General features: G+C 71.3%; 22 protein-coding genes and 1 pseudogene. 8 read left to right on the top strand and 15 right to left on the bottom strand.

Features of this window, described 5'->3' with window-relative positions; all coding sequences use genetic code 11:
- Nucleotides 1–34: 34 nt before the first annotated feature.
- A complete protein-coding gene (locus ACZ69I_RS21980; RefSeq protein ID WP_470834060.1) occupies nucleotides 35–1,771 on the top strand; it encodes a GAF domain-containing sensor histidine kinase in 1,737 nt (578 codons plus the stop codon).
- A gap of 139 nt (nucleotides 1,772–1,910) precedes the next feature.
- Nucleotides 1,911–2,957: a murein hydrolase activator EnvC family protein gene (locus ACZ69I_RS21975; RefSeq protein WP_467679084.1), complete on the top strand. Its 1,047-nt coding sequence runs from the start codon at nucleotides 1,911–1,913 to the stop codon at nucleotides 2,955–2,957.
- A gap of 146 nt (nucleotides 2,958–3,103) precedes the next feature.
- Here the strand turns inward: ACZ69I_RS21975 and ACZ69I_RS21970 are convergent, their stop codons facing one another.
- Entirely contained in the window at nucleotides 3,104–4,042 is a 939-nt protein-coding gene (locus tag ACZ69I_RS21970; RefSeq protein ID WP_467679082.1) for a Cof-type HAD-IIB family hydrolase, read from the bottom strand.
- Between the two features lie 117 nt (nucleotides 4,043–4,159).
- Between ACZ69I_RS21970 and ACZ69I_RS21965 the strand changes: the two genes are divergently transcribed.
- Entirely contained in the window at nucleotides 4,160–5,071 is a 912-nt protein-coding gene (locus ACZ69I_RS21965; RefSeq protein WP_470834059.1) for an LLM class flavin-dependent oxidoreductase, read from the top strand.
- A gap of 90 nt (nucleotides 5,072–5,161) precedes the next feature.
- On the opposite strand, the pseudogene ACZ69I_RS21960 reads toward ACZ69I_RS21965, so the two are convergent.
- The 5 genes and pseudogenes from ACZ69I_RS21960 to ACZ69I_RS21940 form a co-directional block, all read right to left on the bottom strand.
- Nucleotides 5,162–5,359: pseudogene (locus ACZ69I_RS21960) on the bottom strand (RNA 2'-phosphotransferase); the annotation flags it as partial.
- 202 nt (nucleotides 5,360–5,561) lie between these two features.
- A complete protein-coding gene (locus ACZ69I_RS21955) occupies nucleotides 5,562–6,509 on the bottom strand; it encodes a MerR family transcriptional regulator (protein ID WP_470834058.1) in 948 nt (315 codons plus the stop codon).
- 34 nt (nucleotides 6,510–6,543) lie between these two features.
- Nucleotides 6,544–7,476, bottom strand: coding sequence for a metal-dependent hydrolase (locus ACZ69I_RS21950; protein WP_470834056.1), 933 nt, complete (start codon nucleotides 7,474–7,476; stop codon nucleotides 6,544–6,546).
- Nucleotides 7,473–9,272, bottom strand: a complete 1,800-nt coding sequence (locus tag ACZ69I_RS21945; RefSeq protein WP_470834054.1) for an SDR family oxidoreductase — start codon at nucleotides 9,270–9,272, stop codon at nucleotides 7,473–7,475. Before ACZ69I_RS21945 ends, ACZ69I_RS21950 begins: the two co-directional genes overlap by 4 nt.
- Nucleotides 9,269–10,120 carry a M24 family metallopeptidase gene (locus tag ACZ69I_RS21940; protein WP_470834052.1) on the bottom strand — a complete coding sequence of 284 codons (852 nt, stop codon included), beginning with the start codon at nucleotides 10,118–10,120 and terminating at the stop codon, nucleotides 9,269–9,271. The genes ACZ69I_RS21945 and ACZ69I_RS21940 overlap by 4 nt, the downstream gene beginning before the upstream one ends.
- A 258-nt stretch (nucleotides 10,121–10,378) precedes the next feature.
- Between ACZ69I_RS21940 and ACZ69I_RS21935 the strand changes: the two genes are divergently transcribed.
- From ACZ69I_RS21935 to ACZ69I_RS21920, 4 genes are read left to right on the top strand one after another with little or no spacing between them, the layout of a single operon-like run.
- Entirely contained in the window at nucleotides 10,379–11,386 is a 1,008-nt protein-coding gene (locus ACZ69I_RS21935) for an ABC transporter ATP-binding protein (protein WP_470834164.1), read from the top strand.
- Nucleotides 11,383–12,264, top strand: coding sequence for an ABC transporter permease (locus ACZ69I_RS21930; RefSeq protein ID WP_467679068.1), 882 nt, complete (start codon nucleotides 11,383–11,385; stop codon nucleotides 12,262–12,264). Before ACZ69I_RS21935 ends, ACZ69I_RS21930 begins: the two co-directional genes overlap by 4 nt.
- Complete coding sequence (locus tag ACZ69I_RS21925; RefSeq protein WP_467679065.1) at nucleotides 12,264–13,175, top strand: ABC transporter ATP-binding protein; 912 nt, start codon at nucleotides 12,264–12,266, stop codon at nucleotides 13,173–13,175. The genes ACZ69I_RS21930 and ACZ69I_RS21925 overlap by 1 nt, the downstream gene beginning before the upstream one ends.
- A gap of 11 nt (nucleotides 13,176–13,186) precedes the next feature.
- Complete coding sequence (locus tag ACZ69I_RS21920) at nucleotides 13,187–13,906, top strand: ABC transporter permease subunit (protein WP_467679063.1); 720 nt, start codon at nucleotides 13,187–13,189, stop codon at nucleotides 13,904–13,906.
- A 356-nt stretch (nucleotides 13,907–14,262) separates the two neighbouring features.
- Here the strand turns inward: ACZ69I_RS21920 and ACZ69I_RS21915 are convergent, their stop codons facing one another.
- The 9 genes from ACZ69I_RS21915 to ACZ69I_RS21875 form a co-directional block, all read right to left on the bottom strand.
- Nucleotides 14,263–15,087 carry an HAD family hydrolase gene (locus ACZ69I_RS21915; protein ID WP_467679061.1) on the bottom strand — a complete coding sequence of 275 codons (825 nt, stop codon included), beginning with the start codon at nucleotides 15,085–15,087 and terminating at the stop codon, nucleotides 14,263–14,265.
- Nucleotides 15,084–16,373: a serine--tRNA ligase gene (gene serS, locus ACZ69I_RS21910; RefSeq protein WP_389716021.1), complete on the bottom strand. Its 1,290-nt coding sequence runs from the start codon at nucleotides 16,371–16,373 to the stop codon at nucleotides 15,084–15,086. Before serS ends, ACZ69I_RS21915 begins: the two co-directional genes overlap by 4 nt.
- Nucleotides 16,374–17,077: 704 nt before the next feature.
- Nucleotides 17,078–18,013 (bottom strand): prephenate dehydratase, encoded by a 936-nt coding sequence (gene pheA / locus ACZ69I_RS21905; RefSeq protein ID WP_467679058.1) that lies wholly within the window; start codon nucleotides 18,011–18,013, stop codon nucleotides 17,078–17,080.
- 114 nt (nucleotides 18,014–18,127) lie between these two features.
- On the bottom strand, nucleotides 18,128–19,372 hold the full coding sequence (gene efeB / locus ACZ69I_RS21900; RefSeq protein WP_470834049.1) for an iron uptake transporter deferrochelatase/peroxidase subunit: 1,245 nt from the start codon (nucleotides 19,370–19,372) through the stop codon (nucleotides 18,128–18,130).
- 11 nt (nucleotides 19,373–19,383) lie between these two features.
- Entirely contained in the window at nucleotides 19,384–21,357 is a 1,974-nt protein-coding gene (locus ACZ69I_RS21895) for a copper resistance CopC/CopD family protein (RefSeq protein ID WP_470834047.1), read from the bottom strand.
- A gap of 14 nt (nucleotides 21,358–21,371) precedes the next feature.
- Nucleotides 21,372–21,884 carry a copper chaperone PCu(A)C gene (locus ACZ69I_RS21890; protein WP_467679052.1) on the bottom strand — a complete coding sequence of 171 codons (513 nt, stop codon included), beginning with the start codon at nucleotides 21,882–21,884 and terminating at the stop codon, nucleotides 21,372–21,374.
- Nucleotides 21,881–22,582 (bottom strand): SCO family protein, encoded by a 702-nt coding sequence (locus ACZ69I_RS21885; protein WP_470834046.1) that lies wholly within the window; start codon nucleotides 22,580–22,582, stop codon nucleotides 21,881–21,883. Before ACZ69I_RS21885 ends, ACZ69I_RS21890 begins: the two co-directional genes overlap by 4 nt.
- 99 nt (nucleotides 22,583–22,681) lie before the next feature.
- Nucleotides 22,682–23,404, bottom strand: coding sequence for a YcnI family copper-binding membrane protein (locus tag ACZ69I_RS21880; RefSeq protein ID WP_467679047.1), 723 nt, complete (start codon nucleotides 23,402–23,404; stop codon nucleotides 22,682–22,684).
- Between the two features lie 148 nt (nucleotides 23,405–23,552).
- On the bottom strand, nucleotides 23,553–24,455 hold the full coding sequence (locus ACZ69I_RS21875) for a hypothetical protein (RefSeq protein WP_470834044.1): 903 nt from the start codon (nucleotides 24,453–24,455) through the stop codon (nucleotides 23,553–23,555).
- A gap of 261 nt (nucleotides 24,456–24,716) precedes the next feature.
- On the opposite strand from ACZ69I_RS21875, the gene ACZ69I_RS21870 reads away from it, so the two are divergent.
- Complete coding sequence (locus ACZ69I_RS21870) at nucleotides 24,717–25,187, top strand: ATP-binding protein (RefSeq protein WP_467679042.1); 471 nt, start codon at nucleotides 24,717–24,719, stop codon at nucleotides 25,185–25,187.
- Nucleotides 25,188–25,201: the final 14 nt, after the last annotated feature.

The raw sequence follows: 25,201 nt of genomic DNA, 5'->3' as shown, positions 1-25,201 counted from the left end.
TCCCCTGTAAATAGGACTTACTAGGCTCAAAGGCATGTCAGCACCCTCGGCCTCCGCCGACCCCCCGCCCTCCGACGGCACATCGCACTCGGACGAGGCGGCGGCGCGGGCGACCCGCAGCCTCCAGGGGCTCTCGCCGGAGCTGACCTCGCGCGTGCCGCAGCTGCTCGAAGCCATGCGCTCGGTCGGTACCGGGCTCGAACTGCACACCACCCTGGACCGCATCTGCGAGACGGCCGCCGAGCTGGCGGACGCCCACTACGCCGCGATCGGCGTCGTCGCCGAGGACGGCGAGGGGCTCTCCGACTTCGTCTACCACGGCATCGACGCGGAGACCGCCGAGCGGATCGGGCACCTGCCCGACGGCCACAAGGGCCTCCTCGGTGCCCTCATCCACCAGCCGCGGACGCTGCGCCTCGGCGAACTCTCCGCCGACCCGCGCTCCTGCGGATTCCCGCCCCACCACCCCCCGATGCGGACCTTCCTCGGCGTCCCCATCCGCGTCCAGGGCGAGATCTTCGGCAACCTCTATCTGACGGAGAAGCGGGACGGGGCGGAATTCAGCGACTACGACGTGCACATGGTGCGCGTCCTCGCCACGGAGGCGGGCATCGCCATCGGCAACGCCCGCCTCTACGAAGCCGCCAAACAGCGTGAGCGCTGGATCGACGGCTCCGTGGCGGTCACCACGGCGCTGCTGTCCGGCAGCGACGCGGAGGACGCGCTCGCGGTCGTCGCCGAGCAGGCCAGGCACCTCGCGGACTCGACCGCGGGCATCGTGCTGCTGCCCGACGAGGAGGGCGGCATGGAGGTCGTCGCGGTCTCCTCGGAGGAGCCCACCGGCGCCCTCGGCGTGATCGTCCCCCCGGAGAGCCGCATCGTGGCCGACCTCCTCGAAGGCCACTCCGTATTCATCGACGACATGGCCACCGACCCGCGCGTCATGACCGAGATCGCCCGCGCCTTCGGCCCCGTCATGATGCTGCCGCTGCAGAGCGACGGCCGCGTCCTCGGCACGCTCGTGACGCCACGCGCGCGGGGCGAGCGCCCGTTCAGCGAGGCGGAGCGGACGCTCGCCACCCAGTTCGCCTCGCAGGCGGCGCTCGCGCTGATGATGGCCGAGGCACAGCGGGACCGGGAACGGCTCGCGGTCTACGAGGACCGCGACCGGATCGCCAGGGACCTGCACGACCTCGTCATCCAGCGCCTCTTCGCCACCGGGATGATGCTGGAGAGCGCCCAGCGCCGGTCGGTCGTGCCGGAGGTGCAGGTCGGCGTCGGCAGGGCCGTCGACGAACTGGACGTGACGATCCAGGAGATCCGGACGGCGATCTTCGCCCTGCAGCAGGGCCCGGCCGAGGCGCCTTCGGGACTGCGCACCCGCGTCCTGCGCGAGATCAACATGGCCGCCGTCCCGCTGGGCTTCAAGCCCTCGCACCACTTCGTGGGGCCCGTCGACACGGTGGTCGGCGAACTCACCGGCAAAAACCTCATCGCGGCGCTGCGGGAGGCGCTGTCCAACGCGTTCCGGCACGCGCAGGCCGCGCGGATCGACGTCGTGGTCGACTCGACCGTGGTCCTCCCGGACGGGCAGCACGGCGTCCGCCTGACCGTCGCCGACGACGGCGTGGGCATCGCGGAGGGCGGCAGGCGCAGCGGCCTGAAGAACCTCAAGAGGCGGGCCGAGTCGCTGGGCGGCGACAGCTGGTACGGGTCCGGGATCGGCGAGGACGGCGGGGGCACGACGGTGGTGTGGGAGGCGCCGTACTGACGTAGGGCGGCCGGGGTCTCACGGTGCGGGGCGGGGGCCCTGTTCGGCGGTACCCGGGTGGGCCGTACGGGGCACCGTGACCCCCGCGTGCACGAGTGGCACAGGGACCGCGCCGCCGCGGCGGGCAACGATCCGTGACATGGTCCTCAGCCGCCGCCGCCCGCACCCGTTCGTCAGTGTGCCCGTGCTGCTGTGCGCGCTGCTCTGGACCACGTCTCCCACTCCCGCGCCCGCCTTCGAGGGGCCGGGCACGAGCGCCGACGTGGCGCGGCTCTACGAAGAGGCCTCCACGGCGACCGCCCGCTACGAAAAGGTGCGGCGGGCAGCGGGCATCCAGAGGGTGAAGGTCCGGAAACTGGACCGGCTCCTCGCCAGGGAGCGGCACGAGGCCAAGGCGCTCCACGGCGACCTCGGCCGCCTGGCCAGGGCCCAGTACCGCTCGGGCGGCGGCCTGCCCTACACGGCGCAGCTGCTCCTCGCGGACAGCCCCGACGCCCTGGTGCGCGGGGAGCACGCGTTCCGGCAGGCGGACCTCGCCGTCAACGGCGTCGTCGCCAAGACCCGGCGGGCGGCGGCGGGTCTGGCCGTCGCCAAGCGCGAGGCGACCCGCGCCAAGCGCTCCCTGGACCGGCGCAACGTGCGCCTGGCCAGGCTCAAGCGCGACATCAGGCGGAAGCTGGAGACGGCGCGGTGGACCCTGCAGGGCGAGGCCGACCGGGCGGTCGCCGCGGGGAATTGCCGCGGCGCGGTCCGGCTCGACCAGCCGAAAAGGCGCGTCACGCGCGCGTGGGTGGCGCCCGTGGCGTCGTACGAACTCTCGGCGGGCTTCGACCGGGCCGGTGCGCACTGGGCCCACCGGCACACCGGGCAGGACTTCGCGGTCGGCATCGGGGCGCCCGTGCGGTCGGTCGGTGCGGGCCGGGTGGTGAGCGTGTCGTGCGGCGGGGGCTTCGGGATCGAGGTCGTGGTGCGGCACGAGGGCGGGCACTTCACGCAGTACGCGCACCTCGCGGCCGTCACCGTCGAGCGGGGGGACCGGGTGCGTCCCGGCCAGTGGGTCGGGCAGGCCGGCACGACCGGCAATTCGACCGGTCCGCACCTGCACTTCGAGGCGCGGCGCACGCCGCGTATGGGGTCGGCGGTCGACCCGGTGAAGTGGCTGGCCAAGCGGGGCGTCAGGCTCTGAACCGCACGAGGGCGCACGGTGAGCGCCCTCGGCGTACGTACCGGTTGCCGTTGAGCGACCTCTATGGAGAAGGGCTGCACGACGGAGAAGGGCTGGACGACGGAAACGGCTGCACGACGGAAACGCCGGCACCTCGGAGAAGGGCTTCAGCCGTCGGACTGCCCGCGCTCCCGGAGGATCCGCTCGATCACGACCGCGACGCCGTCGTCGTTGTTGGCGACGGTGCGCCCGGAAGCCGCGGCGACGACGTCGGGGTGGGCGTTGCCCATCGCGTACGACGTGCCCGCCCAGGCGAGCATCTCTATGTCGTTGGGCATGTCACCGAAGGCGACGACTTCCTGCGGGCTGATGCCGCGCTCGGCGCAGCACAGCTCCAGGGTGCTTGCCTTGGAGACGCCGGGTCCGCTGATCTCCAGGAGGGCGCTGGGGCTGGAGCGGGTGACCGTGGCCCGGTCGCCGATGGCCGCGCGGGCGAGCACCAGGAACTCGTCGGGGGCCAGGCCGGGGTGGAAGGCGAGCACCTTCAGGACGGGCTGGTCGGCGGCCGCGGAGTCCGCAGGGTGCTCGGCGAGCAGCTTCTCGGCGGGCGCGATGCTTTCGCCCGGCTCCATGTGCAGCGGCGGGTAGGTCTCCTCGTGGTGCAGTCCGCCGGTCCGCTCGATCGCGAACGACGTGCCCGGCGCGGCGGCGCGCAGTCTGCGGACGACGTCGAGAGCGCATGCCCGCTCCAGCTCGCGGGTCTTGACGAAGCTGTGGGTGCCGGGGCCGCCGTGCAGGTCGACCACCGCGGCGCCGTTGCCGCAGATGGCGAGGCCGTGGCCGTGGACGTGGGCGCTGACGACGTCCATCCAGCGGGCCGGGCGGCCGGTCACGAAGAAGACCTCGATACCGGCCTCCTCGGCGGCCGCGAGCGCCGCGACGGTGCGGTCCGAGACCGTCTTGTCGTCGCGCAGCAGCGTGCCGTCGAGGTCCGTCGCGATCAGCCGGGGCCGTGGTCGCGGCCCGGCCGGGGCACCGACTGCCGAAACGGTGGCTGCCGGGGCGGTGGGGGCCGGGCGCCGGGGCCCTGGGGTAGCTGAGGTCACACCGTCGATTGTCCCGCACCGGGGTGCACGGGCGTGCGCTGGGGCGCACATGTGAGTGCTCCGCGGGCCCCCCGGGGCGGATCGGCCGCGTGCCGGTGTCGCCGTAAGCTCTGTGACATGAGTCTGCGCCTGAGCACCGTGATTCTTCCCGTCCGTCGCTGGCACGAGGGCGCCCGCGACCAGTGGCTGCGGGCCGAGGAGCTCGGCTTCCACGCGGCGTACACGTACGACCACCTGGCCTGGCGCTCCTTCCGTGACGGTCCCTGGTTCGGTGCGCTGCCCACGCTGACCGCCGCCGCGGCGGCCACCGAGCGGCTGCGCCTCGGGACGCTCGTCACGTCGCCCAACTTCCGCCACCCGGTGACGCTCGCCAAGGAACTCATCTCGCTCGACGACATCTCCGGCGGCCGGATCACGCTGGGCATCGGCGCGGGCGGCAACGGCTTCGACGCCACGACGCTGCTCAAGAGCGGCGAGGAGCCCTGGACGCCGCGCGAGCGCGCCGACCGGTTCGGGGAGTTCGTGCCGCTGCTCGACCGGCTGCTGACCGAGGACTCGGTGACGTACGACGGGGCCTTCTACTCGGCGACCGAGGCTCGCAACATCCCCGGGTGCGTGCAGCGGCCGCGGCTGCCCTTCGCCGTCGCGGCCACCGGCCCGCGCGGTCTGAAGCTCGCGGCCCGGCACGGGCAGGCGTGGGTGACGACGGGGGACCCGAAGCTGTTCGAGGCGGGCACGCCGGAGCAGTCGCGCGAGGCGCTCGCCGGGCAGATCGAGAAGCTGGGCAAGGCGTGCGCGGAGATCGGCCGGGACACGGCCGAGCTGGACAAGGTCCTCCTGACCGGCTTCACGCCGGACCGCAGCCGTCCGCTGCGGTCCGTCGACGCGTTCGTGGACTTCGCGGGCCGCCACCAGGAGCTGGGCTTCACGGAGATCGTCGTCCACTGGCCGATCCCCGACTCCGACTTCGCCGCGGACGAGTCGGTGTTCGAGAAGATCGCGACGGAGGCGGCCCGCCAGCTGGGCTGAGCCTCTCCCCGGACTCCCGGACTCCCGGACTCCCGGACTCCCGGACACCCCGGCACCCGGACACGAGCGCCGGTGGGCAGCTCGCTTGGTTCAGTGCGGTCCCGGAAAGCGCAGGCAGTGGGGCGGGATGGCGGCCGTGAGCCACACGCCGTTGGCGCTGACCTGGAACACCTGGCCCTCGCGGTGCATCCTGCCCGCGTCGACGGACAGGACGACGGGTCGGCCGCGGCGCGCGCCGACGCGCGTCGCGGTCTCGCGGTCGGCCGACAGGTGCACGGCGTGCCGGTTCGTTGACGGCCACCACGTGGTCGGGCTCGGCGCGGGTGAGAGCGTCGCCCTGATCCGTTCTCCGTGCACTCGATTTTCGTCCACCGACTTTTCATCGACGTATTTCGGTCCGAAGGTTTGATCCACAGCCAAGTCGAGTTATCCACAGGCTAGTTGATAATTCTGTGGACAACTCCCGGGCGATCAAAGGCATTTGCCCAATTCACCCGGTATCGCTCCGACTTGCCGCTAGTGCATCCAATGTCCTTGTCTGCACTTCCCGTTCGGCGGCCGCAGCGATGAACTGTGCCGCGTTCTCCTCGCCAACCAAGGCCTGTACCGCACGGATTGTGGACATCGGGAGCGCGACACTCTGCGGCTCATCCATGGGCTGAGCGGACTGGCCCGGTTCCAAGTGCCGACGCAGGTGCCGCGTGGCGAACAGGCGCATCGCACGGGCCAGTTCGGCGTCCACCGACTGCTGGGCGAGCGGCCGGAGCCTGCGTACCAGCGAGGCCGCTTCCGCCGCGTCCGACTCGGTCGGCGGGTGATGGCCGAGGTAGCGCGCGAACACATGCTCGGTGGTGAACTCCAGGAAGCGGGACGCTATGTGCTCGACCTGCCCCCTCAACTCCCGCAGATGGCCGGAGATCGCCGACAGCGGCACGCCCGCCGCGTGCAACTCCACCGCCACCGACAGCTCTTGGGGGCTCGGCACCAGGAACTCGTCCTCGCGCCCCGGCATCGGTTCGAGCACGCCGAGGGCGACCGCGTCGGCCACCGCCGCCTCGTCGGGCGTACCCCCGAAGGCGGCGTCGAGCTCGGCGCGGGTGATCCGGTCGGCCTTCTCGTCCGTCCACGGGCCGTCGACCTCCGCGGCCAGGCCGAGCACCCCGCCGAGCCCCCGGCCCGCGTCCCAGGCCTCCAGGAGCTCCTTGATGGAGGCCAGGGTGTACCCGCGGTCGAGCAGGTCCGCGATCTGCCGCAGCCGGGCCAGGTGCGCGTCCCCGTACACATTGGACCGGCCGCGCCGCTCCGGGCGGGGGAGCAGCCCGCGGTCCTGATAGGCGCGGATCGTGCGGACCGTCGCACCGCTGTGGTGCGCCAGGTCCTCGATGCGGTACTCCGCGCGGTACTCTGCCCGCTGCTCCGTGGGCTCCGTGTACGCCACGCTCCCCGCCCTTCGTCGTGCCTCGTGCCGGACCCTAGGCGGTGGCCGCCCGGCCGATCGCGCCCGCCGCGGCCCGCGCCGCCGGCGACTGTGCCAGATACGCGACGGCCTCGCGCAACGAGCCTTCCTGCGAGGGATGGTACGACCGCCGCAGGTAGCGCGGTATCGCCCTGCCCATCTCGCGCCAGGTGGGCAGCAGGCCCTTGGCGACCGCCCGGTTGTGCTCCGCCAGTGAGTACCGCAGGCGGCCCGCGAGCTGGGGGTCGTGCCGGATCAGGTAGGCCGTGCCCCACATCCACAGGTACAGCATCACGGGTGCCGTGACCGTCATGCCCGCGATCCGGCGGGCGTACCGGGGCAGGCCGCTGCCGCCGCAGTGCTGGTACATGTCGAAGGCGACCGCGCGGTGTTCGACCTCCTCCGCGCCGTGCCAGCGCAGCAGGTCGAGCATGACCTCGTCGGCCCCGGCGCGGTCGAGGCCCTCGGCGCGCAGCACCCAGTCGCCGAGGACCGCCGTGAACTGTTCGATCGCGGCGACGACCGCCAGCCGGAACCGCAGCCACTCCTGCGTCGGCACCGGCGCACCCAGCGGCGGCTTCTCACCGAGAAGCTTCTCGAAGAGGAAGTCGACGTACTTGGTGAAGGCGGCGGTGTCGAGGCGCTGCGCCGCCAGGTGGTCGAGCACGTGCGCGTGCTGCACGCTGTGCGTGGCCTCCTGGCCCATGAACCCCTTGACGTCCTTCCGCAGCAGCGGATCGGTGATCAGCGGCAGGCCCTCCTTGAAGACCTTCACGAACCACCGCTCTCCCGCGGGGAGCAGCAGGTGCAGGACGTTGATGACGTGGGTGGCGGTCGGCTCGTCCGGTATCCAGTGCAGCGGTGTCCCGTCCCAGTCGAACGAGACCCGGCGCGGAACGATCGTGTAGTGCTCCTCGGTCCGTGTCCGCGGATCCCTTTCCTTGCTCACAACGGCGGCTCCAATCGGGCGATCGCACGCAGGGCCTTCGGGCTGAAGCGGGACAGGAGGCGGGCGCCGCGGGCCTCGGGGGTGACCGGGACCACCGCCTGGTTCTTGACGACGGCGTCCAGGATCGCGTCGGCGACCTTCTCCGGGGGGTAGTTGCGCATGCCGTACAGCCGGGCGGACTTCTTCTGGCGGCGCTTCTCCTCATCGGCCTCGACACCGACGAAGCGGGACGTCGCCGTGATGTTCGTGTTCACGATGCCCGGGCAGATCGCGGAGACGCCGACGCCCTGGCCGGCGAGCTCCGCGCGCAGGCACTCGCTGAGCATCAGGACGGCCGCCTTGGAGGTGCTGTAGGCGGGCAGGGTCCGGGAGGGCTGATACGCGGCCGCGGAGGCGGTGTTGACGATGTGGCCGCCCTGGCCGCGCTCGGCCATCTGCTTGCCGAACAGCCGGCACCCGTGGATCACGCCCCACAGATTGACGTCGAGGACCTTCTTCCAGTCCTCGCTGCTGGTGTCGAGGAAGGAGCCCGCGAGGCCGATCCCGGCGTTGTTCACCAGGACGTCCACCACGCCGTACTCCGTGGCGACCCGTTCGGCGAGCTTCTCCATGGCCTGCTCGTCGGTGACGTCGACCGTCTCGCCCCAGGCGGCGGGCGCGCCTATCAGGCGGGACATCTCCGCCGTACGGGCCGCACTCTCCGCGTCCCGGTCGACGGCGACCACACGCGCGCCCGCCTCGGCGAAGGCGAAGGCGGTGGCCCGTCCGATGCCGCTGCCCGCGCCGGTGACGAGCACGAGCTGGCCGCCGAACCGGTCGGCGTGCTTCCCGGTCGCGCCGCTGTCGTTGACGGGCATGCCATCCTCGTTCGTCGTGACGAATTCGCTGATCCAGGCCGCCAGTTGGTCGGGCCGGGTGCGCGGCACCCAGTGCTTGGCGGGCAGGGTGCGGCGGACCAGCTGCGGGGCCCACAGCTCCAGCTCGTCGTAGAGCCGCGCGGACAGGAAGATGTCCCCGGACGGCGTGATGAGCTGCACGGGCGCGTGGGCGTACGCGTCGGGGCGCGGCCTGCGCAGCCTCGCGCGGACGTTGTCGCGGTAGAGCCAGGCGCCGTGCGCGGCGTCCTGGGGCAGCGACGGCGTCGGGTAGTCGCCGGCCGGGACCTTCTCCAGGCGCTGGAGGATCTTCGGCCACTGCTTGGCGAGCGGGCCGCGCCATGCGAGTTCGGGGAGGACGGGGGTGTGCAGCATGTACACGTACCAGGACTTGGCGCCCTGGCCGAGCAGCTGGCCCACCTTGCGGGGGGTGGGCCGGGACATGCGCTGCTTGATCCAGTGACCGAAGTGGTCGAGCGAAGGACCCGACATCGAGGTGAAGGACGCGATGCGGCCCTCCGTGCGCTTCACGGTGACGAACTCCCAGGACTGCACCGAGCCCCAGTCGTGCCCGACCACGTGCACCGGCCTGTCCGGGCTGACCGCGTCGACGACCGCCACGAAGTCGTCGGTCAGCTTCTCCAGGGTGAAGCCGCCGCGCAGCGGTTGCGGAGCGGTCGACCTGCCGTGTCCGCGCACGTCGTACAGCACGACGTGGAAGCGGTCGGCGAGACGGCCCGCGACCTCGCTCCACACCTCCTTGGAGTCCGGATAGCCGTGCACCAGAAGGACCGTGGGCCGCTCCGGGTCGCCCAGCTCGGCGACGCACAGCTCCACGCCGCCCGTGCGCACCCAGCGCTCGCGCGCGCCCTTCAGCCCCTGCGCCGTACCGGCGCTCCTGCCGATGTCTCCGGTCGTCATGCGGCGGCCCTCTCCTCAGCCCAGCGCCGCACGTGCGGCAGATCGTCGTCCAGCCAGAACGCGCTCTCCTCGGGGTCCTTGGAGTCGGTGACGACCAGGATCTCCTCGAACTTCGCGCCCGTACCCCTGAAGCCGAGGTGCGGCTCGACCGCCCAGAGCCCCTTCTGGGGCGGGTGGTCGGAAAACTTGTACGGGGACCAGAGCGGTGACCAGCCGTCGCGGTGGCCGTGGATCGCGTCGCTCGCGAGGCCCTTCAGCGACTGCGTGCCGAACCCGAAGACGTGCGGGGCCAGTCGGCGCTCCTTGACCCGGTCGACCTTGTGCGCGATGACGCCGAACGGATAGGCGCGATGGCGGTTGGCATAGCCCTGGCGGACCATGAGCCGGTCGACGTCCTCGTAGATCTCCCGGAGCGGGCGGCGCTCGCGCACCTCGCGCAGGAGCAGCTCGCGGTGTGCCTCCAGGTCGGCGAGGAGCTTGTCGTGCACGGGGTTCAGACCGAGGCAGCCGGAATAGCCGATGTCGGCGGTGAAGCCCTTGTACACCGGCGCCATGTCGAGGATGAACGGCATCCCCGGCTCCAGCTTGCGGTGGGTCGGGAAGAACTGCAGGGGGATCCGGAAGTTCACGAACGCCGTGCGGTCCCCGAACCAGGCGAAGGGCAGGTGGAACCAGTCCCGCACACCCCGCTCGCGCAGCCACTCGCGCTGCATCCGCGCCGCCTCGCGCTCCGTCACCCCCGGCTTGAGCTGGGCCGCGACGGCCTCCGCGCATGCGTACGCGAGGGTCTGCACTTCTCTGAACCCCCGCAGTTCCGCGGAGAGCTCGCCTGCCACTGCTGAGGTCATGCCACCGTCCGTCCAGAGTCCGGTCATCCCGTGTCCGGTCCATCGCCGTACGCGGTCGTAACTTGACACTGATGAATGTGACAATGCCCAGCGGCTACGTCAAGAGTTCTGCCCAACCTGCGGGACACGTCCGGAAGAACCCCCAGGGGCCGACGTCCGGACGACCCCTACGGGCCCGTAATACTCCAGAGTGAGGTCAGGGCAGGCCCTTGGACTGACGACCCGTGTGGTCCGCGCCACTAGCGTCGAAGCGTGACTGTGATCGCGACCGAAAGCCTGAGCAAGCGGTTCCCGAAGGTGACCGCGCTTGACCGGCTCTCCATGGACATCGGGCCCGGTGTGACCGGACTCGTCGGAGCCAACGGAGCCGGCAAGTCCACTCTGATCAAGATCCTGCTGGGTCTGTCCCCCGCCACGGAGGGCCGCGCCGCCGTGCTCGGCCTCGACGTCGCCACGAGCGGCGGCGAGATCCGCGAACGCGTGGGGTACATGCCCGAGCACGACTGCCTGCCGCCCGACGTCTCGGCCACCGAGTTCGTCGTCCACATGGCGCGCATGTCCGGACTCCCGCCCACCGCGGCCCGCGAGCGCACCGCCGACACCCTGCGCCACGTCGGGCTCTACGAAGAGCGGTACCGCCCCATCGGCGGCTACTCGACCGGCATGAAGCAGCGCGTGAAACTCGCGCAGGCCCTCGTCCACGACCCCCAGCTGGTCTTCCTCGACGAGCCGACGAACGGCCTCGACCCGGTCGGCCGCGACGAGATGCTCGGCCTGATCCGCCGCGTCCACACCGACTTCGGCATCTCGGTCCTGGTCACCTCGCACCTCCTCGGCGAGCTGGAGCGCACCTGCGACCACGTCGTCGTCATCGACGGCGGCAAGCTCCTGCGGTCCAGCTCCACCACCGACTTCACCCAGACCACCACGACGCTCGCCGTCGAGGTCACCGACACCGACGAACACCCCGACGGCACCCGCGCCCTGCGCGACGCGCTGGACAACCGCGGCATCGGCACCGAGACGGGCGGCGAACTGCCCGGCGCGGGCCACACGATCCTGCTCACCGCCGACGGCGAGGAGACGTACGACATCGTGCGCGACCTCGTCGCCGACCTCGGCCTCGGCCTGGTCCGGATGGAACAGCGCAGGCACCACATCGCGGAGGTCTTCAAGGACGAGCCGCGGCAGGAGCCCGTGACCGAGCGTGCCGCCGCCTGGGCGGCCACCGCCGCCGCACAGCAGAAGGAGGGAGGGGCGCGATGAGCACCGAGTCCACCCAGATCCACAACATCGGGTACCGCAATTACGAAGGCCCGCGCCTCGGCCGTGCCTACGCCCGCCGTTCGCTCTTCTCGCAGAGCCTGCGCGGCGCGTACGGACTCGGGCGCTCCGCCAAGTCCAAGGTCCTGCCCATGATCCTGTTCGCGGTCATGTGCCTGCCCGCGGCGATCATGGTGGCGGTCGCCGTCGCCACGAAGGCCGACGACCTGCCCGTCGACTACACGCGCTACGCGATCGTGCTCCAGGCCGTCATCAGCCTCTTCCTGGCGGCCCAGGCACCGCAGACCGTCTCGCGCGACCTGCGCTTCAAGACGGTGCCCCTCTACTTCTCACGTCCCATCGAACGCGGCGACTACGTCCTCGCGAAGTTCGCCGCGATGTCCTGCGCCCTCTTCGTGCTCACCGCCGCGCCGCTCCTCGTGCTCTACGTGGGCGCGCTGCTCGCCAAACTCGACTTCGCCGACCAGAGCGCGGGGTTCGCCCAAGGCCTGGTCTCCGTAGCGGTGCTCTGTCTGCTCTTCTCCGGCATCGCGCTCGTCATCTCGGCGATCACGCCCCGCCGCGGCTTCGGCATCGCCGCCGTCATCGCCGTCCTGACCATCACCTACGGAGCGGTGTCCACGGTCCAGGCCATCGCCTTCGAGCAGGGCAGCAACGGAGCCATCGCCTGGCTCGGACTCTTCTCGCCGATCACGCTCGTCGACGGGGTGCAGACCGCCTTCCTCGGCGCGACCTCCGCCTTCCCCGGAGCGGAAGGCCCCTCGTCCGGCGTGGGCGTCATCTACGTAGTAGTCGTTCTCGGCCTCATCGCGGGCTGCTACGGCGCACTGATGCGCCGCTACCGGAAGGTCGGCCTCTAATGACCACCATCAGCATCGACCACACGTCGCGCTGGTTCGGCAACGTGGTGGCGGTCAACGACATCACCATGAACATCGGCCCGGGAGTCACGGGGCTCCTCGGTCCGAACGGCGCGGGCAAATCGACCCTCATCAACATGATGGGTGGTTTCCTCGCCCCTTCCACGGGCAGCGTCACCCTCGACGGGAAGCCGATCTGGCGCAACGAGGCGATCTACCGGGACATCGGCATCGTCCCCGAGCGCGAGGGCATGTACGACTTCCTCACGGGCCGCGAATTCGTGGTCGCCAACGCCGAGTTGCACGGCCTGGACGAGCGGGCCGCCCGGAAGGCGCTCGCCACGGTCGAGATGGAGTACGCGCAGGACCGCAAGATCTCCACGTACTCCAAGGGCATGCGCCAGCGCGTGAAGATGGCCTCCGCCCTGGTCCACGACCCGTCCGTGCTGCTGCTCGACGAGCCCTTCAACGGCATGGACCCGCGCCAGCGCATGCAGCTCATGGACCTCCTGCGGACCATGGGCGGCCAGGGCCGCACGGTCCTGTTCTCCTCGCACATCCTCGAAGAGGTCGAGCAACTGGCCTCGCACATCGAGGTGATCGTCGCCGGACGGCACGCGGCGAGCGGCGACTTCCGCAGGATCCGCCGCCTGATGACCGACCGTCCGCACCGCTATCTGATCCGTTCCAGCGACGACCGCACCCTGGCCGCCGCGCTGATCGCCGACCCCTCGACGGCCGGTATCGAAGTCGACCTCAAGGAGGGCGCGTTGCGTATCCAGGCGGTCGACTTCGGCCGGTTCACGGCGCTGCTGCCCCGGGTCGCGCGCGAGCACGGCATCCGGCTCCTGACGGTCTCGCCCTCGGACGAGTCCCTCGAGTCGGTCTTCTCCTACCTCGTCGCGGCCTGAAGGGAGTCACCGTGTACAACCCCACTGTCGCCCGGCTCACCTACCGGGCCTTGCTCGGCCGGCGCCGGGCTCTGATCCTCTTCGCCCTGCCCCTCCTCCTGATCGTCATCTCCGCGGCGGTACGGGGCTTCAGCGGCGCCGACGACCAGGTGGCCGTCGACGTCCTCGGCGGCTTCGCGCTCGCCACGATGGTGCCGATCATCGGCGTCATCGCGGGCACCGGCGCGATCGGCCCGGAGATCGACGACGGCTCCGTCGTCTACCTGCTGTCCAAGCCGGTCAAGCGGCCCACGATCATCTTCACCAAGCTGATCGTCGCCATCGCCGTGACCATGGCCTTCTCCGCGATCCCCACGTTCGTCGCGGGGATGATCCTGAACGGCAACGGCCAGCAGGTCGCCATCGCCTACACGATCGCCGCGCTCGTCGCGTCCGTCACGTACGCCGCGATCTTCCTGCTCCTCGGCACGGTCACCCGGCACGCCGTGGTCTTCGGCCTCGTCTACGCCCTCGTGTGGGAGGCGCTCTTCGGATCGCTGGTCTCCGGAGCGCGCACGCTCAGCGTGCAGCAGTGGTCCCTCGCCGTGGCCCAGAAGGTCGGCCACGGCGATCTGATCACCTCGGACGTCGGCCTGCCGGCCGCGACGGTCCTGCTGGTCGCCGTCACGGCGCTCGCCACCTGGTACGCGGGACAGAAGCTGCGGTCGCTGACGCTGGCCGGTGAGGAGTGACCCGTCGCGAGGCGCCCCGGAGCGAGGCGCCTCGATTAATTCGGATCAGGTGACCCGATTTATTCGGTAGCGGTGAATTCGGGTCGCGGGCAGAGTAGTTGACGTCACCGCGGCGGGAGACCGGCGCGGTCACCGTCCGGGAGAGGAGCCGACGAACCCGTCCAGTACGGGTCAGTCGAGTTCCCGGCAGGGCAGCGTGCGGCAGGCTTCGGAGTGGTCACCCATTTCGTGGAGTCCCGCTTCACGGGGGAGCTGCCCGGGGGCGGCCGCTTCGAGCGCGCGGAATCCGCATCGCTGCGCGGGCCGCCCCTCCCTCCCGGGAGGGGGTCGATCCGCATCCTCCGCCGAAGGGCCGCTCAGCCCAGCAACCGCTCCAGGACCACCGCGATGCCGTCCGTCTCGTTGGACGTCGTCACCTCGTCCGCGACCAGCTTCAGTTCGTCGTGGGCGTTGGCCATGGCCACGCCGTGGGCCGCCCAGCCGAACATGGGGATGTCGTTCGGCATGTCGCCGAACGCGATCGTGTCCGCGGCCTTCGCGCCCAGCCGGCGCGCCGCCAGGGAGAGGCCGGTGGCCTTGGAGAGGCCGAGCGGGAGGAGTTCGACTATGCCCTCGCCCGCCATGGTCACGCCGACCAGGTCGCCCGCCACGACGCGCGCCACCTCGGCCAGCGCGTCGTCGCCGAGGCCGGGGTGCTGGATGTAGACCTTGTTCAGCGGGGCCGCCCACAGGTCGGCGGCGTCCTCGATGGGGACGGCGGGGAGCGGGCCGTCCTGGACCGCGTACCCCGGGCCGACCAGGACCTCGCCGTCGAGACCGTCGCGGCTCGCGGCCAGGAAGAGCGGCCCGACCTCCGCCTCGATCTTGGCGAGCGCCAGGCCCGCGAGCTGCCGGTCGAGCGTCACCGAGGTGAGCAGCCGGTGCTCCCCCGCGTGGTAGACCTGCGCGCCCTGGCCGCACACCGCGAGACCGTCGTAACCGAGGTCGTCGAGGATGTGGCGGGTCCAGGGCACCGCACGGCCGGTGACGATGATGTGCGCCGCGCCCGCCGCGGTGGCCGCGGTGAGCGCCTGACGCGTCCGTTCGGACACCGTGTCGTCGGGGCGCAGCAGCGTCCCGTCGAGGTCGGTCGCGACCAGCTTGTACGGGAAGGAGGGCGTGACCGGGGCAGGGTGACTCACTTGGCGATGGGCTCCAGAATCTCTCGTCCCCCCAGGTACGGACGCAAGACCTCGGGCACCACCACGGAGCCGTCGGCCTGCTGGTGGTTCTCCAGGATGGCCACGATGGTGCGCGGGACGGCGCACAGCGTGCCGTTCAGCGTGGCGAGCGGCTGGAGGACCTTCTTGCCGTCGCGGCTGTCCCGCATGCGGATCGACAGGCGGCGGGCCTGGAACCCGTCACAGTTCGATGCGGACGTCAGCTCGCGGTACTTGCCCTGGGTGGGGATCCACGCCTCGCAGTCGTACTTGCGCGAGGCCGAGGAGCCGAGGTCGCCGGTGGCCACGTCGATCACCTGGAAGGGCAGGCCGAGGCCGGTCAGCCACTGCTTCTCCCACTCCAGGAGGCGCTTGTGCTCGTTCTCCGCGTCGGCCGGGTCGACGTACGAGAACATCTCGACCTTGTCGAACTGGTGGACGCGGAAGATGCCGCGGGTGTCCTTGCCGTAGGTGCCGGCCTCGCGGCGGTAGCAGGGCGAGAAGCCCGCGTACCGCAGGGGCAGCTTGTCGGCGTCGATGATCTCGTCCATGTGGTACGCCGCGAGGGCCACCTCGGAGGTGCCGACCAGGTAGTAGTCGTCCTTCTCCAGGTGGTACACGTTCTCCGCGGCCTGGCCGAGGAAGCCGGTGCCCTCCATGGCGCGCGGGCGGACGAGCGACGGGGTCAGCATCGGGATGAAGCCGGCCTCGGTCGCCTGCGCGATGGCGGCGTTGACCAGGGCCAGTTCGAGCAGGGCGCCGACACCGGTGAGGTAGTAGAAGCGCGAGCCGGAGACCTTCGCGCCGCGCTCGACGTCGATGGCGCCGAGCAGCTCGCCGAGCTCCAGGTGGTCCCTGGGCTCGAAGCCCTCGGCGGCGAAGTCGCGCGGGGTGCCGATGGTGTCGAGGACGACGAAGTCCTCCTCGCCGCCGACCGGGACGTCCGGGTGGACGATGTTGCCCAGCTGCTGCAGGAGACGCTTGGTCTCCTCCTCGGCCTCGTCCTGCGCGGTGTTCGCGGCCTTGACCGCGGCGGAGAGCTCGCCCGCCTTCTTGAGGAGTTCCTGCTTCTCCTCGGGCGCGGCCTTGGGGATCAGCTTGCCGAGCGCCTTCTGCTCGGAGCGGAGCTCGTCGAAGCGGAGGCCGGACGACCTGCGCCGCTCGTCGGCGGAGAGCAGGGCGTCGACGAGCGCGACGTCCTCTCCACGGGCGCGCTGGGAGGCGCGAACACGGTCGGGGTCCTCACGGAGCAGGCGAAGGTCAATCACCCCTCAAGGCTACCGTCGCGCGGTTCCGGCCTACGAATCGATATTCCCGGGTGTGCGTTATGTCTGGTTTGCCGGAGTGTGAATTCCCGGCGGCATCCGCCCCGAATCAAGATCGATGCGGCCGGAAAAGCTCTGCCGCCCCGCGCCCCGGGCCCGTCGTCCGGCTGAGTCAATAAAAAGCCACGATTCCCCGAAATGGGGCAGAGTGTGTCCGCCGCCTTGACCGGAACCCCTTGCGGCGGCAGGGACTTGGGCCGTCTGTCCACCGCGGTTGTCCACAGGAATCGGCGCCTCCGGACGGTTATCCACAGCCTGTGCGAAAGATCTGTGGATGTCGGAAGGATGTGTTCCGAAAGCCTCGTACGGGCCGAAAGATTCCCTTCCCAAACCGCCCGCACACCCACTTTCGAGTGGAAATACCTCGCTCCAAAGAGTTGATCAATAGAAAAGAGTGGACGAGGGGTGACGTGGCGGACTGTGGACGGACTTGGGGGCTGTGGGCCGATTTGTCGACCATGTCGCGCTTCGTTGTCGACTTGTCCCCAGGTCGAGACGCGCGCCTGTGGATAACTTCTGTGGACAACGTAAATCTGCAGGTAGGACCACAGGGGCCAGCTACGGCATAGTCACAAGACAGGCGAAAAGAGCCGCAGGGAGCTGCCGGAAGGGCTACGGAGAGCGGTCGGAAGGACTACCGCGCGTGGCTAGAAACGACCGTCCTGGCAGCGCGTCAACCAGTCCGACGCCGCCATGAACTCGCCGTCGGTGGTCCCGGGCCGCAGCGGCCGGACATCCTCGGTCGCCACCCCGGCCCGCGGATACGACCCGAGGAAGCGCACTTGCGGGCAGATCCGCTTGAGCCCCATCAGCGCCTCGCCGACCCGGCGGTCCGTGATGTGCCCCTCGGCGTCCATCGAGAAGCAGTAGTTGCCGATGCCCTGGCCCGTCGGCCGCGATTCGATCCGCATGAGGTTGACGCCGCGCACGGCGAATTCCTGCAGCAGTTCGAGCAGGGCGCCGGGGTGGTCGTCGCCCAGCCAGATGACGACCGAGGTCTTGTCGGCGCCCGTCGGCGCGGCGGGGCGGGCCGGGCGGCCGACCAGGACGAAGCGGGTCTCGGCGTTCGCCGCGTCGTGGATCTCGCTGACCAGCGGTACGAGGCCGTACGTCGCCGCGGCGAACTCGCCCGCGAAGGCGGCGTCGAAGCGGCCCTCCTGGACGAGGCGCGCGCCGTCCGCGTTCGAGGCCGCCGACTCCCACACGGCGTCCGGCAGGTGCGCGGCCAGCCAGTTGCGGACCTGCGGCTGGGCCACGGGGTGGCCGGTGACCGTCTTGATGTCCTTGAACTCGGTGCCGGGCCGCACGAGCAGGGCGAACGCGATCGGCAGGACGACCTCGCGGTAGATCATCAGGGGCTCGCCCTTGGCGAGCTCGTCGACGGTGGTGGTGACGCCGCCCTCGACGGAGTTCTCGATCGGCACCAGCGCGGCCGCCGCCTCGCCGCTGCGGACCGCGTCCAGCGTGGCCGGCACGGAGACCATGGGGACGAGCTCCCGGGCCGCCGCCTCGGGCAGCGTGCGGAGGGCCGCCTCGGTGAAGGTGCCTTCGGGGCCCAGGTACGTATAGCGCGTCGCCGACATACCGTCACCCTAATGGGCCCGACGTGGCGCGGCTCACGCGTCTCACGGAGCGGCGCCCGCCCCGCGTACGCGCGTGCGAAGACGTACGGCCCACGCCGTACGGCGAGCGGCGCCTCACGCCTCCAGCAGCCGCTGCCCCACGTACTCGCCCTTCGCCGCCCCGCCCGGCACCGCGAAGAGCCCGCTCGCCTCGTGCCGGATGAACTCCGACAGGGCGTCGCCCCGGTCGAGCTTGCGCTGCACCGGGATGAAGCCGGTCATCGGGTCGGCCTGCCAGCAGACGAAGAGCAGCCCCGCGTCGGGCTCCCCCTTGGCGTCGAAGCCGTCGTGGTACGAGAACGGGCGGCGCAGCATCGCGGCGCCGCCGTTCTGGTCGGGACGGGTGATGCGGGCGTGGGCGTTGAGCGGAATGACGACCTTGCCGTCCGGGCCCGCCTCTTCGAGCTTCGGCTCGGTCGTCTCCGTGCCGCCGGTCAGCGGTGAGCCGTCCGACTTGTGCCGTCCGATGACCGCCTCCTGCTCCTTCAGGCCGAGCTTCTCCCAGTCGTCGAGGAGCATGCGGATGCGGCGTACGACGACGTAGGAACCGCCCGCCATCCACGCCGGGTCCCCGTCGTCGGGGACGAAGACGCGCCGGTCGAAGTCCTTCTCCGACGGCTTGGGATTGTTCGTGCCGTCGATCTGGCCCATCAGGTTGCGCGTGGTCATCGGACGCGCGGTGGCGCCCGGCGAGCGGTTGAACCCGTTCATCTGCCAGCGCACCTTCGCCGTGCCCGCCGCGTCCCGCTGGAGCGCGCGCAGCGCGTGGAAGGCGACCAGCGGGTCGTTCGCGCCGATCTGCACCCACAGGTCGCCGTTGCTGCGCGCCTTGTCGAGGTGGTCCGAGGAGAAGTCGGGCAGCGGGTTCAGGGCGTCCGGACGCTGCTTCCGCAGGCCCGTGCGGGAGAAGAAGGAGGCGCCGAAGCCGAAGGTGACGGAGAGCGAGGACGGACCCGCGTCGCGGGCGACCGCCGTGTCCTCACCGTCGGCCGGCCTGCCCGCCATCAGCCGCTCGGCAGTCGCCGACCAGCGGCGCAGCAGGGCCGCCGCCTCCTTGCGGCCCGCGCCCGCCGCCAGGTCGAAGGCGGCGAGATGGCCGCGGGACTGCATGGGCGTGGTGATGCCGGGCTGATGTTTCCCGTGAAACATCACCTCGTCCGTGCCGAGGGACGCCAGGGCGGACGACGCGCCCGCCGGGGCGGACCCGTCCGACGAGGGCGCCGCGGCGTAACCGGCGGCGCCGCCCGCCGCGCCGAGTGCGAGACCGGTCGCGCCCGCGGTACCGAGCAGCCGTCGCCTCGAAATGCCGTTGTCCGCCATGGTGGTTCCGTTCAGCCGATCTGCGCGTTCTTCTTCACGGTGATCTGGTCGATGTCGGAGGTCCGCACCGTCACCGCGATCTGCCAGTTTCCTGCCATCGGGATCTGCACGCCGTTCGCGCTCCAGTGTCCGGTGGCGATGTGGTCGGGCTTGACGGGCAGAGGCCCGACGTCCTTCGACTTGAGGGTGAAGGAGAGCTTGACCTCGGGGACGTCGAAGGCGCTGCCGTTGGGGCGCTTCACGTACACGTGCAGGGTGTTGCTGCCGCCGCGGCCCGGGTCGAGGTCCATCTGCACGGTGCCCTTGCCGTCGGTGCCGCCCGTGTCGAAGGGCACCTTGAGGCTGAGCGGGCCCGAGCGCTGCGCCGCCGCGGCGGAGGTGGCGTTGGCGGCCTCCTCCTCGGTGCGGCCCGGCTCGGTGGTGGTGAGGATCGTCGTGACGGCGAGCAGCACGACGGCGACGCAGGTCTCGGTGAGCACCGAGCGGCGCAGGCCCGAGCGGTGCGGGTCGGCGTCGCGGACACGCTTCTCGCGGGCGGTCTCCATGGCGGCCTGCTGGCGCGCCAGCTGCGCGGAGCGCTTGGAGTCGCCGCCCGCGCCGTCCGTACCCTCGCCGGACGCGGGCACCGTGACCGGTTTCTTCTGCGGCTTCTTCGACGGCTGCTTGCCGCGCTGCTCGACGACCACGGCGGCCGCCGACTCGGTGACCGACCCGTCCGCCTCGGCGGCGATCCGCCGGGTCCACCTGCGGGAGATGGAGGCGACGCCCACGAGGACGACGATCAGACCGATCTTGATGATGAGCAGCTGCCCGTACGACGTGCCGGTCAGCGCCGACCACGAGCCGACCTGGCGCCACCCCTGGTAGGTGCCGGTCGCGGCGAGGACGACGACGCTGGTGAAGGCGACCGTCGAGAACCGTCGCACGGCCCGCGCGTCCACCGCCGTCGTGCGGAACAGCGCCAGGCCCAGCGCCGCGAGCCCGCCGAGCCAGGTGGCGACGGCGAGCAGGTGCAGCACGTCGACGGGCATCGCGATGCCCGCCTGGATGCCGGTCGAGGCGTGTTCGGCCATCGCCCACGTCGCCGCGATGCCGATGGCGACGACGGTGCCGCCGATGGCGAGCCCGAAGGTGAGGTCCTTCTTCTCGGCGGCGGCTTCGGGCCCGTCACGTCGCACGTACGCGCCGAAGAGCACCGCGATGAACAGCGCGGCGGCGGCGAGGAGCAGCAGCCGGGAGACGAGGGCCGCACCCGTCTTGGTGTTGAGGACGTCGCCGAGCGCGCCCATGTCGAAGGCGTCGGCGAGCTTCCCGGAGCCGGTGTAGGGGGCGCGCAGGAGCAGCAGGACGAGGGTGGCGCCGGTCAGCGTGACCCAGCCGGACGTCACGAGCCGCTGCAGGGGCCGGACCGCGGCGCCGGGCGGCCAGCAGCCGAGGACGAAGGCGGCGCCGCCCACGAGCACGATGAACCCGGCGTACGAGAGGTAGCGGGTGATGTCGTAGAGCAGGCCGACCAGGCCGCCGCCGGCCTCCTGGTCGGGCAGCGCGACCTTGGTGTCGGAGGGCGCGCCGATGGAGAAGGTGAAGGCGCCGGCGACCGGGTGGCTGTCGGCGGAGACCACTTGGTAGGCGACGGTGAAGGTGCCGTCGGGCAGGCCCGGCCGCAGCTTCACGCCGTACGTGTTGGCGCCCAGGTCCGCCGTCCTGCCGGTGTCGGCGCGCTTGCCGGCCGGGTCGAGCACCCGCACGGAGCCGTCCGACATGGCGACCTTCTCCGAGAAGGTGAGCTTGACCTGGGCGGGGGCCGACGCGACCACCGCTCCCTGCCTCGGGTCGCTGCCGGTCAGCGCGGCGTGCGCGGAGGCCGGCGCGGAACCGGCGAGGAAGGCGCCGGCCGCGGCGAGGAGCACGATGAGGAGCCGCCAGGCGCGTGGGGCGGCACTGGTCCGGGGAGCGACCCTGGAGCGGGGAGCGATGGTCTGCATCAACGGTCCGTCCCTCAGTGCGAGTTGTGTGACGAGTCGTGCTGCGGCTTGTACGTCGCTTCCTTGACCGGCACCTCGATCGTGATCGGGTCCGACTTCTGGAAGTGCAGGGTCAGGGCGACCTTCTGGCCCTTCTCCGGCTTGCGCTTGAGCTTTTCGAGCATCAGGTGGTTGCCGCCGCTGGCGAAGTCGAGGTGACCGCCCGCGGGCACGTCGAAGGACTTCTGCTCCTTCATCACGCCGCCCTTGGTGCTGTGCAGCGTGATCGAGCCCGCGACGTCGCTGGTCGCGGAGGTGAGCTTGTCGGCGCCGCCCTTGTTCGTGAGCGTGAAGAAACCGGCCGCCATGTCGTCCATGGTGGGCTCGGGGATGTAGGCGCCGCCGACCTTGAGCTCGGGCGCCTTCGCGGAGGCAGGCCCGGACGCCTTGTCGGAGTCCGAGTCGCCGCAGCCCGCCAGGGTGAGCGCGGCGGCCAGCGCCATGGCCCCGCCGGCGAGTGCGCGGTGTCGGGTGGTGCGGTGGTTCACGGGTTCTGTCCCTTGAGGAGCTTGGGGAGGTCCTTGGCGTAGTCGTCCGCCGTGGCCTTGTCGTTGTAGATGACGTATCCCGCGTCGTTCTTCGGCGAGAAGGCGATGACCTGCGTGCCGTGCATCGAGACGATCTTGCCGTTCTTGTCCTTCTTGGACGGCTCGACGCTGATGGCGAGCTGCCGGGCGCCCGCCTGGATGGTGGCGAAGTCACCGGTCAGACCGACGAAGTCGGCGTCCACGCCCTTGAGCCACTTGCCGAGCTCCGCGGGGGTGTCGCGCTCGGGGTCGGTGGTGACGAAGACGACCTTGAGCTTCTTCTGGTCGGCCTTGGACAGGGCCTTCTGCTTGGCGGCGGCGATGTTGTTCATCGTCAGCGGGCAGACGTCCGGGCAGTGCGTGTAGCCGAAGTAGATCAGCGTCGGCCTGCCCGCGGTCTCCTTGCGCAGGTCGTACTTCTTGCCGTGGGTGTCCTTGAGGACGAGGTCCGGCTTCTTGTACGGCCGGTCGAGGACCGTGGCGGCCTTGCCCGAATCGGTCTCTACGGAGACGTCGGCGGCGGGCTTCTTGTCGTCACCGCCGCCGCAGGCGGTCAGCGTGAGAGCGGCCGCGGCCAGCAGCGCGGCCGCGGCGACCTTCTTGCGGGTGCCCTTCGCGGCGCTCTGCGAGGGGTACGTGGAGTGGCTCTTCGAGCTCATCGTGCGCATACGAAAATGTCCCAGATGTGAGGGGGCCGGGGTGCACCGGGGCGGCTGTCTGCCGCGGCGGCGCACCCCGTGGGTGGCTCGTCCTGCGGCTCAGCCGGTGACGCGGCGACGGCCCGCGAGCACGCCGAACGCGACGCCCGCGGCGCCGACGACGATGCCGACGATGCCGAGGACGCGGGCGGTGGTGTCGCTGCTGTCCGAGGAGTCGGAGGACGCGCTCTCGGTCTTGGCGGGCTTGTCGTCCGAGGCGTTGTCACCGGCGGCGCCGTGGCCCTCGGACGCGGCGGTCAGGGTGAGGGCGGGCGCCGGGTGCTCCGGCTCCTCCTGGCCCTTCTGCTGCGGCTCGATCCAGCGGACGACGTCCTTGTTGTCGTACGTCTGGATCGCCTTGAAGACGAGCTGGTCGGTGTCCTCGGGCAGCTGGCCCATGGAGACCGGGAACTTCTGGAAGGTGCCGGGCTGGATGCCCTTGCCGTCGGCGGTCCAGGTGACCTTGGTGACGGCCTCGTCGATCTTCTCGCCGTGGATCTCCAGCGGCTTGTCGAGCTTGCTCTTGGTGACCTTGACGGTCCAGCCCGGGATGGGCTGGGTCATCACGGAGGCGAGCGGGTGGTCGGTCGGGAAGGAGACCTCGAGCTTGTTGGTCGAGGCGTCGTCCATCTCGTTCGGCACCTTGAAGTTGACCGTGGCGTACCCGCCCTTGGCGGCCTCGCCCTCCGGGGAGACGCTGACGTGCGCGAACGCGGGCGCCGAGAGGACGAGGACGGCGGAGGCGGCGACGGTGCCGACGGCGGCGATACGGGACATCTTCATGACAGGAACACTCCACTTTCGTCAGTGGTGAGCGGTACGCGACGCGCGGGTCGCCTACCGGTGCTGGATACGAGGGGTGAGCGCGGCCCGTCGGGCACGCGCGCGGCGCCGGGCGACCCCTCCGTACAGCGATGTGGAGTGTGTCGCCTCAGGCGGCGAGTTCGACGGCGAGGGAGCCCACCGGGGGGCCGCGCCTGATCACGGTGTCCTCGAGTGCGACGGTGCGCGGCTTGGGAGGCGCGAGACGGGCGGTGCGCGGAGCCCGCGGTCCGGTCGTCTCGGGCGCGCCGGGCAGCCCCGCCCGCAGGGCGCGGACGAGGGTGAGCGCCGACCGCAGGGAACGGACGAGCGCGCCCTCGGCGACCCCGTGCGCCCCGTCGGCGAGCCGGACGAGGCGCAGCAGCGCGACGTCGCCGCGGCGCAGCAGCCAGCCGGCGGCCAGGGCGGCGAGGACGTGGGCGATGAGCATGGGCACGGAGGGCAGCAGCGACATGGCGCCCATCGACCCCATGGAGCCCGTCGGGCCCCCGGCTCCCTGAGCGCCCGCCACGGAGTCCAGTGCGGTGTCCGCGGCGGCGGGCCCGCCGTGCCCGTGTCCCGCGGAGTGCATCGCTCCGGAGGAGCCCGCGCCGTCGGGGCCGAGCCCGGCGGTGGTCAGGATCCGGTGGGCCTGCGCGGGCGTGATCGTCGCGGCGCCCGCGCCGCAGACCAGGCGCGCGGCCCGTTCCACCAGGGTGCCGTCACCGTTGCGGGTGACGGCGACGGTGACGGCGCCGTGCTGGCCGAGGCCGAACAGGGCGTGCAGGCCGAGCTGTCCCGCCGCGAGCAGCGCGGCGATGCCGGGCAGCGAACGGGCCCGCCCGGCGAGCGGCAGCGCGACGGCGAGGACGAGGAGGAAGGCGAGCCCCAGCGTCCACAGCGGGACGCCCGCACAGGAAGCGAGCACATGACCCCCGGCGGACAGCACGACGCAGACCGCGGCGAAGGTCGCGGCCCTGAGCAGCCGGAGATCGGCTCCGTCGCACGGCTGGTGCTGGTGGGGGGCAGTCATGGCGGGGCCATCATCGCACTGGGCCCGCCCCGTGCGTACGGCAGGTCCGGAAGGTCCCGTTCCAGGGTGTTGGGGGCTTCTGCGGGCCGCCGGACGGATCTGCGCGCCGGTCCGGGGAGGGGCCCGGTGCCGCCGTCCTACACCGGGTGGCGCGGGCCGCGCATCCGCCGTATGGGCGGTATCACGTCGGGCGGGCGCTTAGCCGTGAGCGCGTGTGGCAATACGTATCGGTATGTCGAGCCGCAGCCAGGAGGCTGGAGCATGAGCATCTGGTGGTCTCTCCATTTGCGGCGCGAAGCTGCGAGCGTTCCGCTCGCCCGCCGCCTGTTGATCGGCACGATGGAGACGGCGGGCGTGGACCCGGAAGTCTCCTACGACCTGTCGGTCGCTCTCAGCGAAGCGTGCGCCAACGCCGTGGAACACGGCGGTGCGGGCATCCCCGGGGGTGCGGCGGGCGGTACGGGCGGATATCGGGTCACGGCTTATCTGGACGGCGAGAAGTGCCGTATCGAGGTGACCGACTCCGGGCCGGGCTTCCCCGGAGCCTCGCGCGGCTGTCCGCCACCCCGGCCGCCCGCCGCGGAGACGGACGAGCACGGGCGGGGCCTCTGCCTCATCAGGGAACTCGCCGACCACGTCCACCTCGGCAACAAGCCGGGCAGGGGTGGCGCGGTGATCAGCTTCGACAAGATCCTCAAGTGGCGTGAGGACGCGCCGTTGATGACGGCCTGAAGGGTTCGGCGGCC

The organism is Streptomyces sp. NPDC036815, from assembly GCF_055609205.1.
This window is presented reverse-complemented; position numbering and strand designations above follow the sequence as displayed.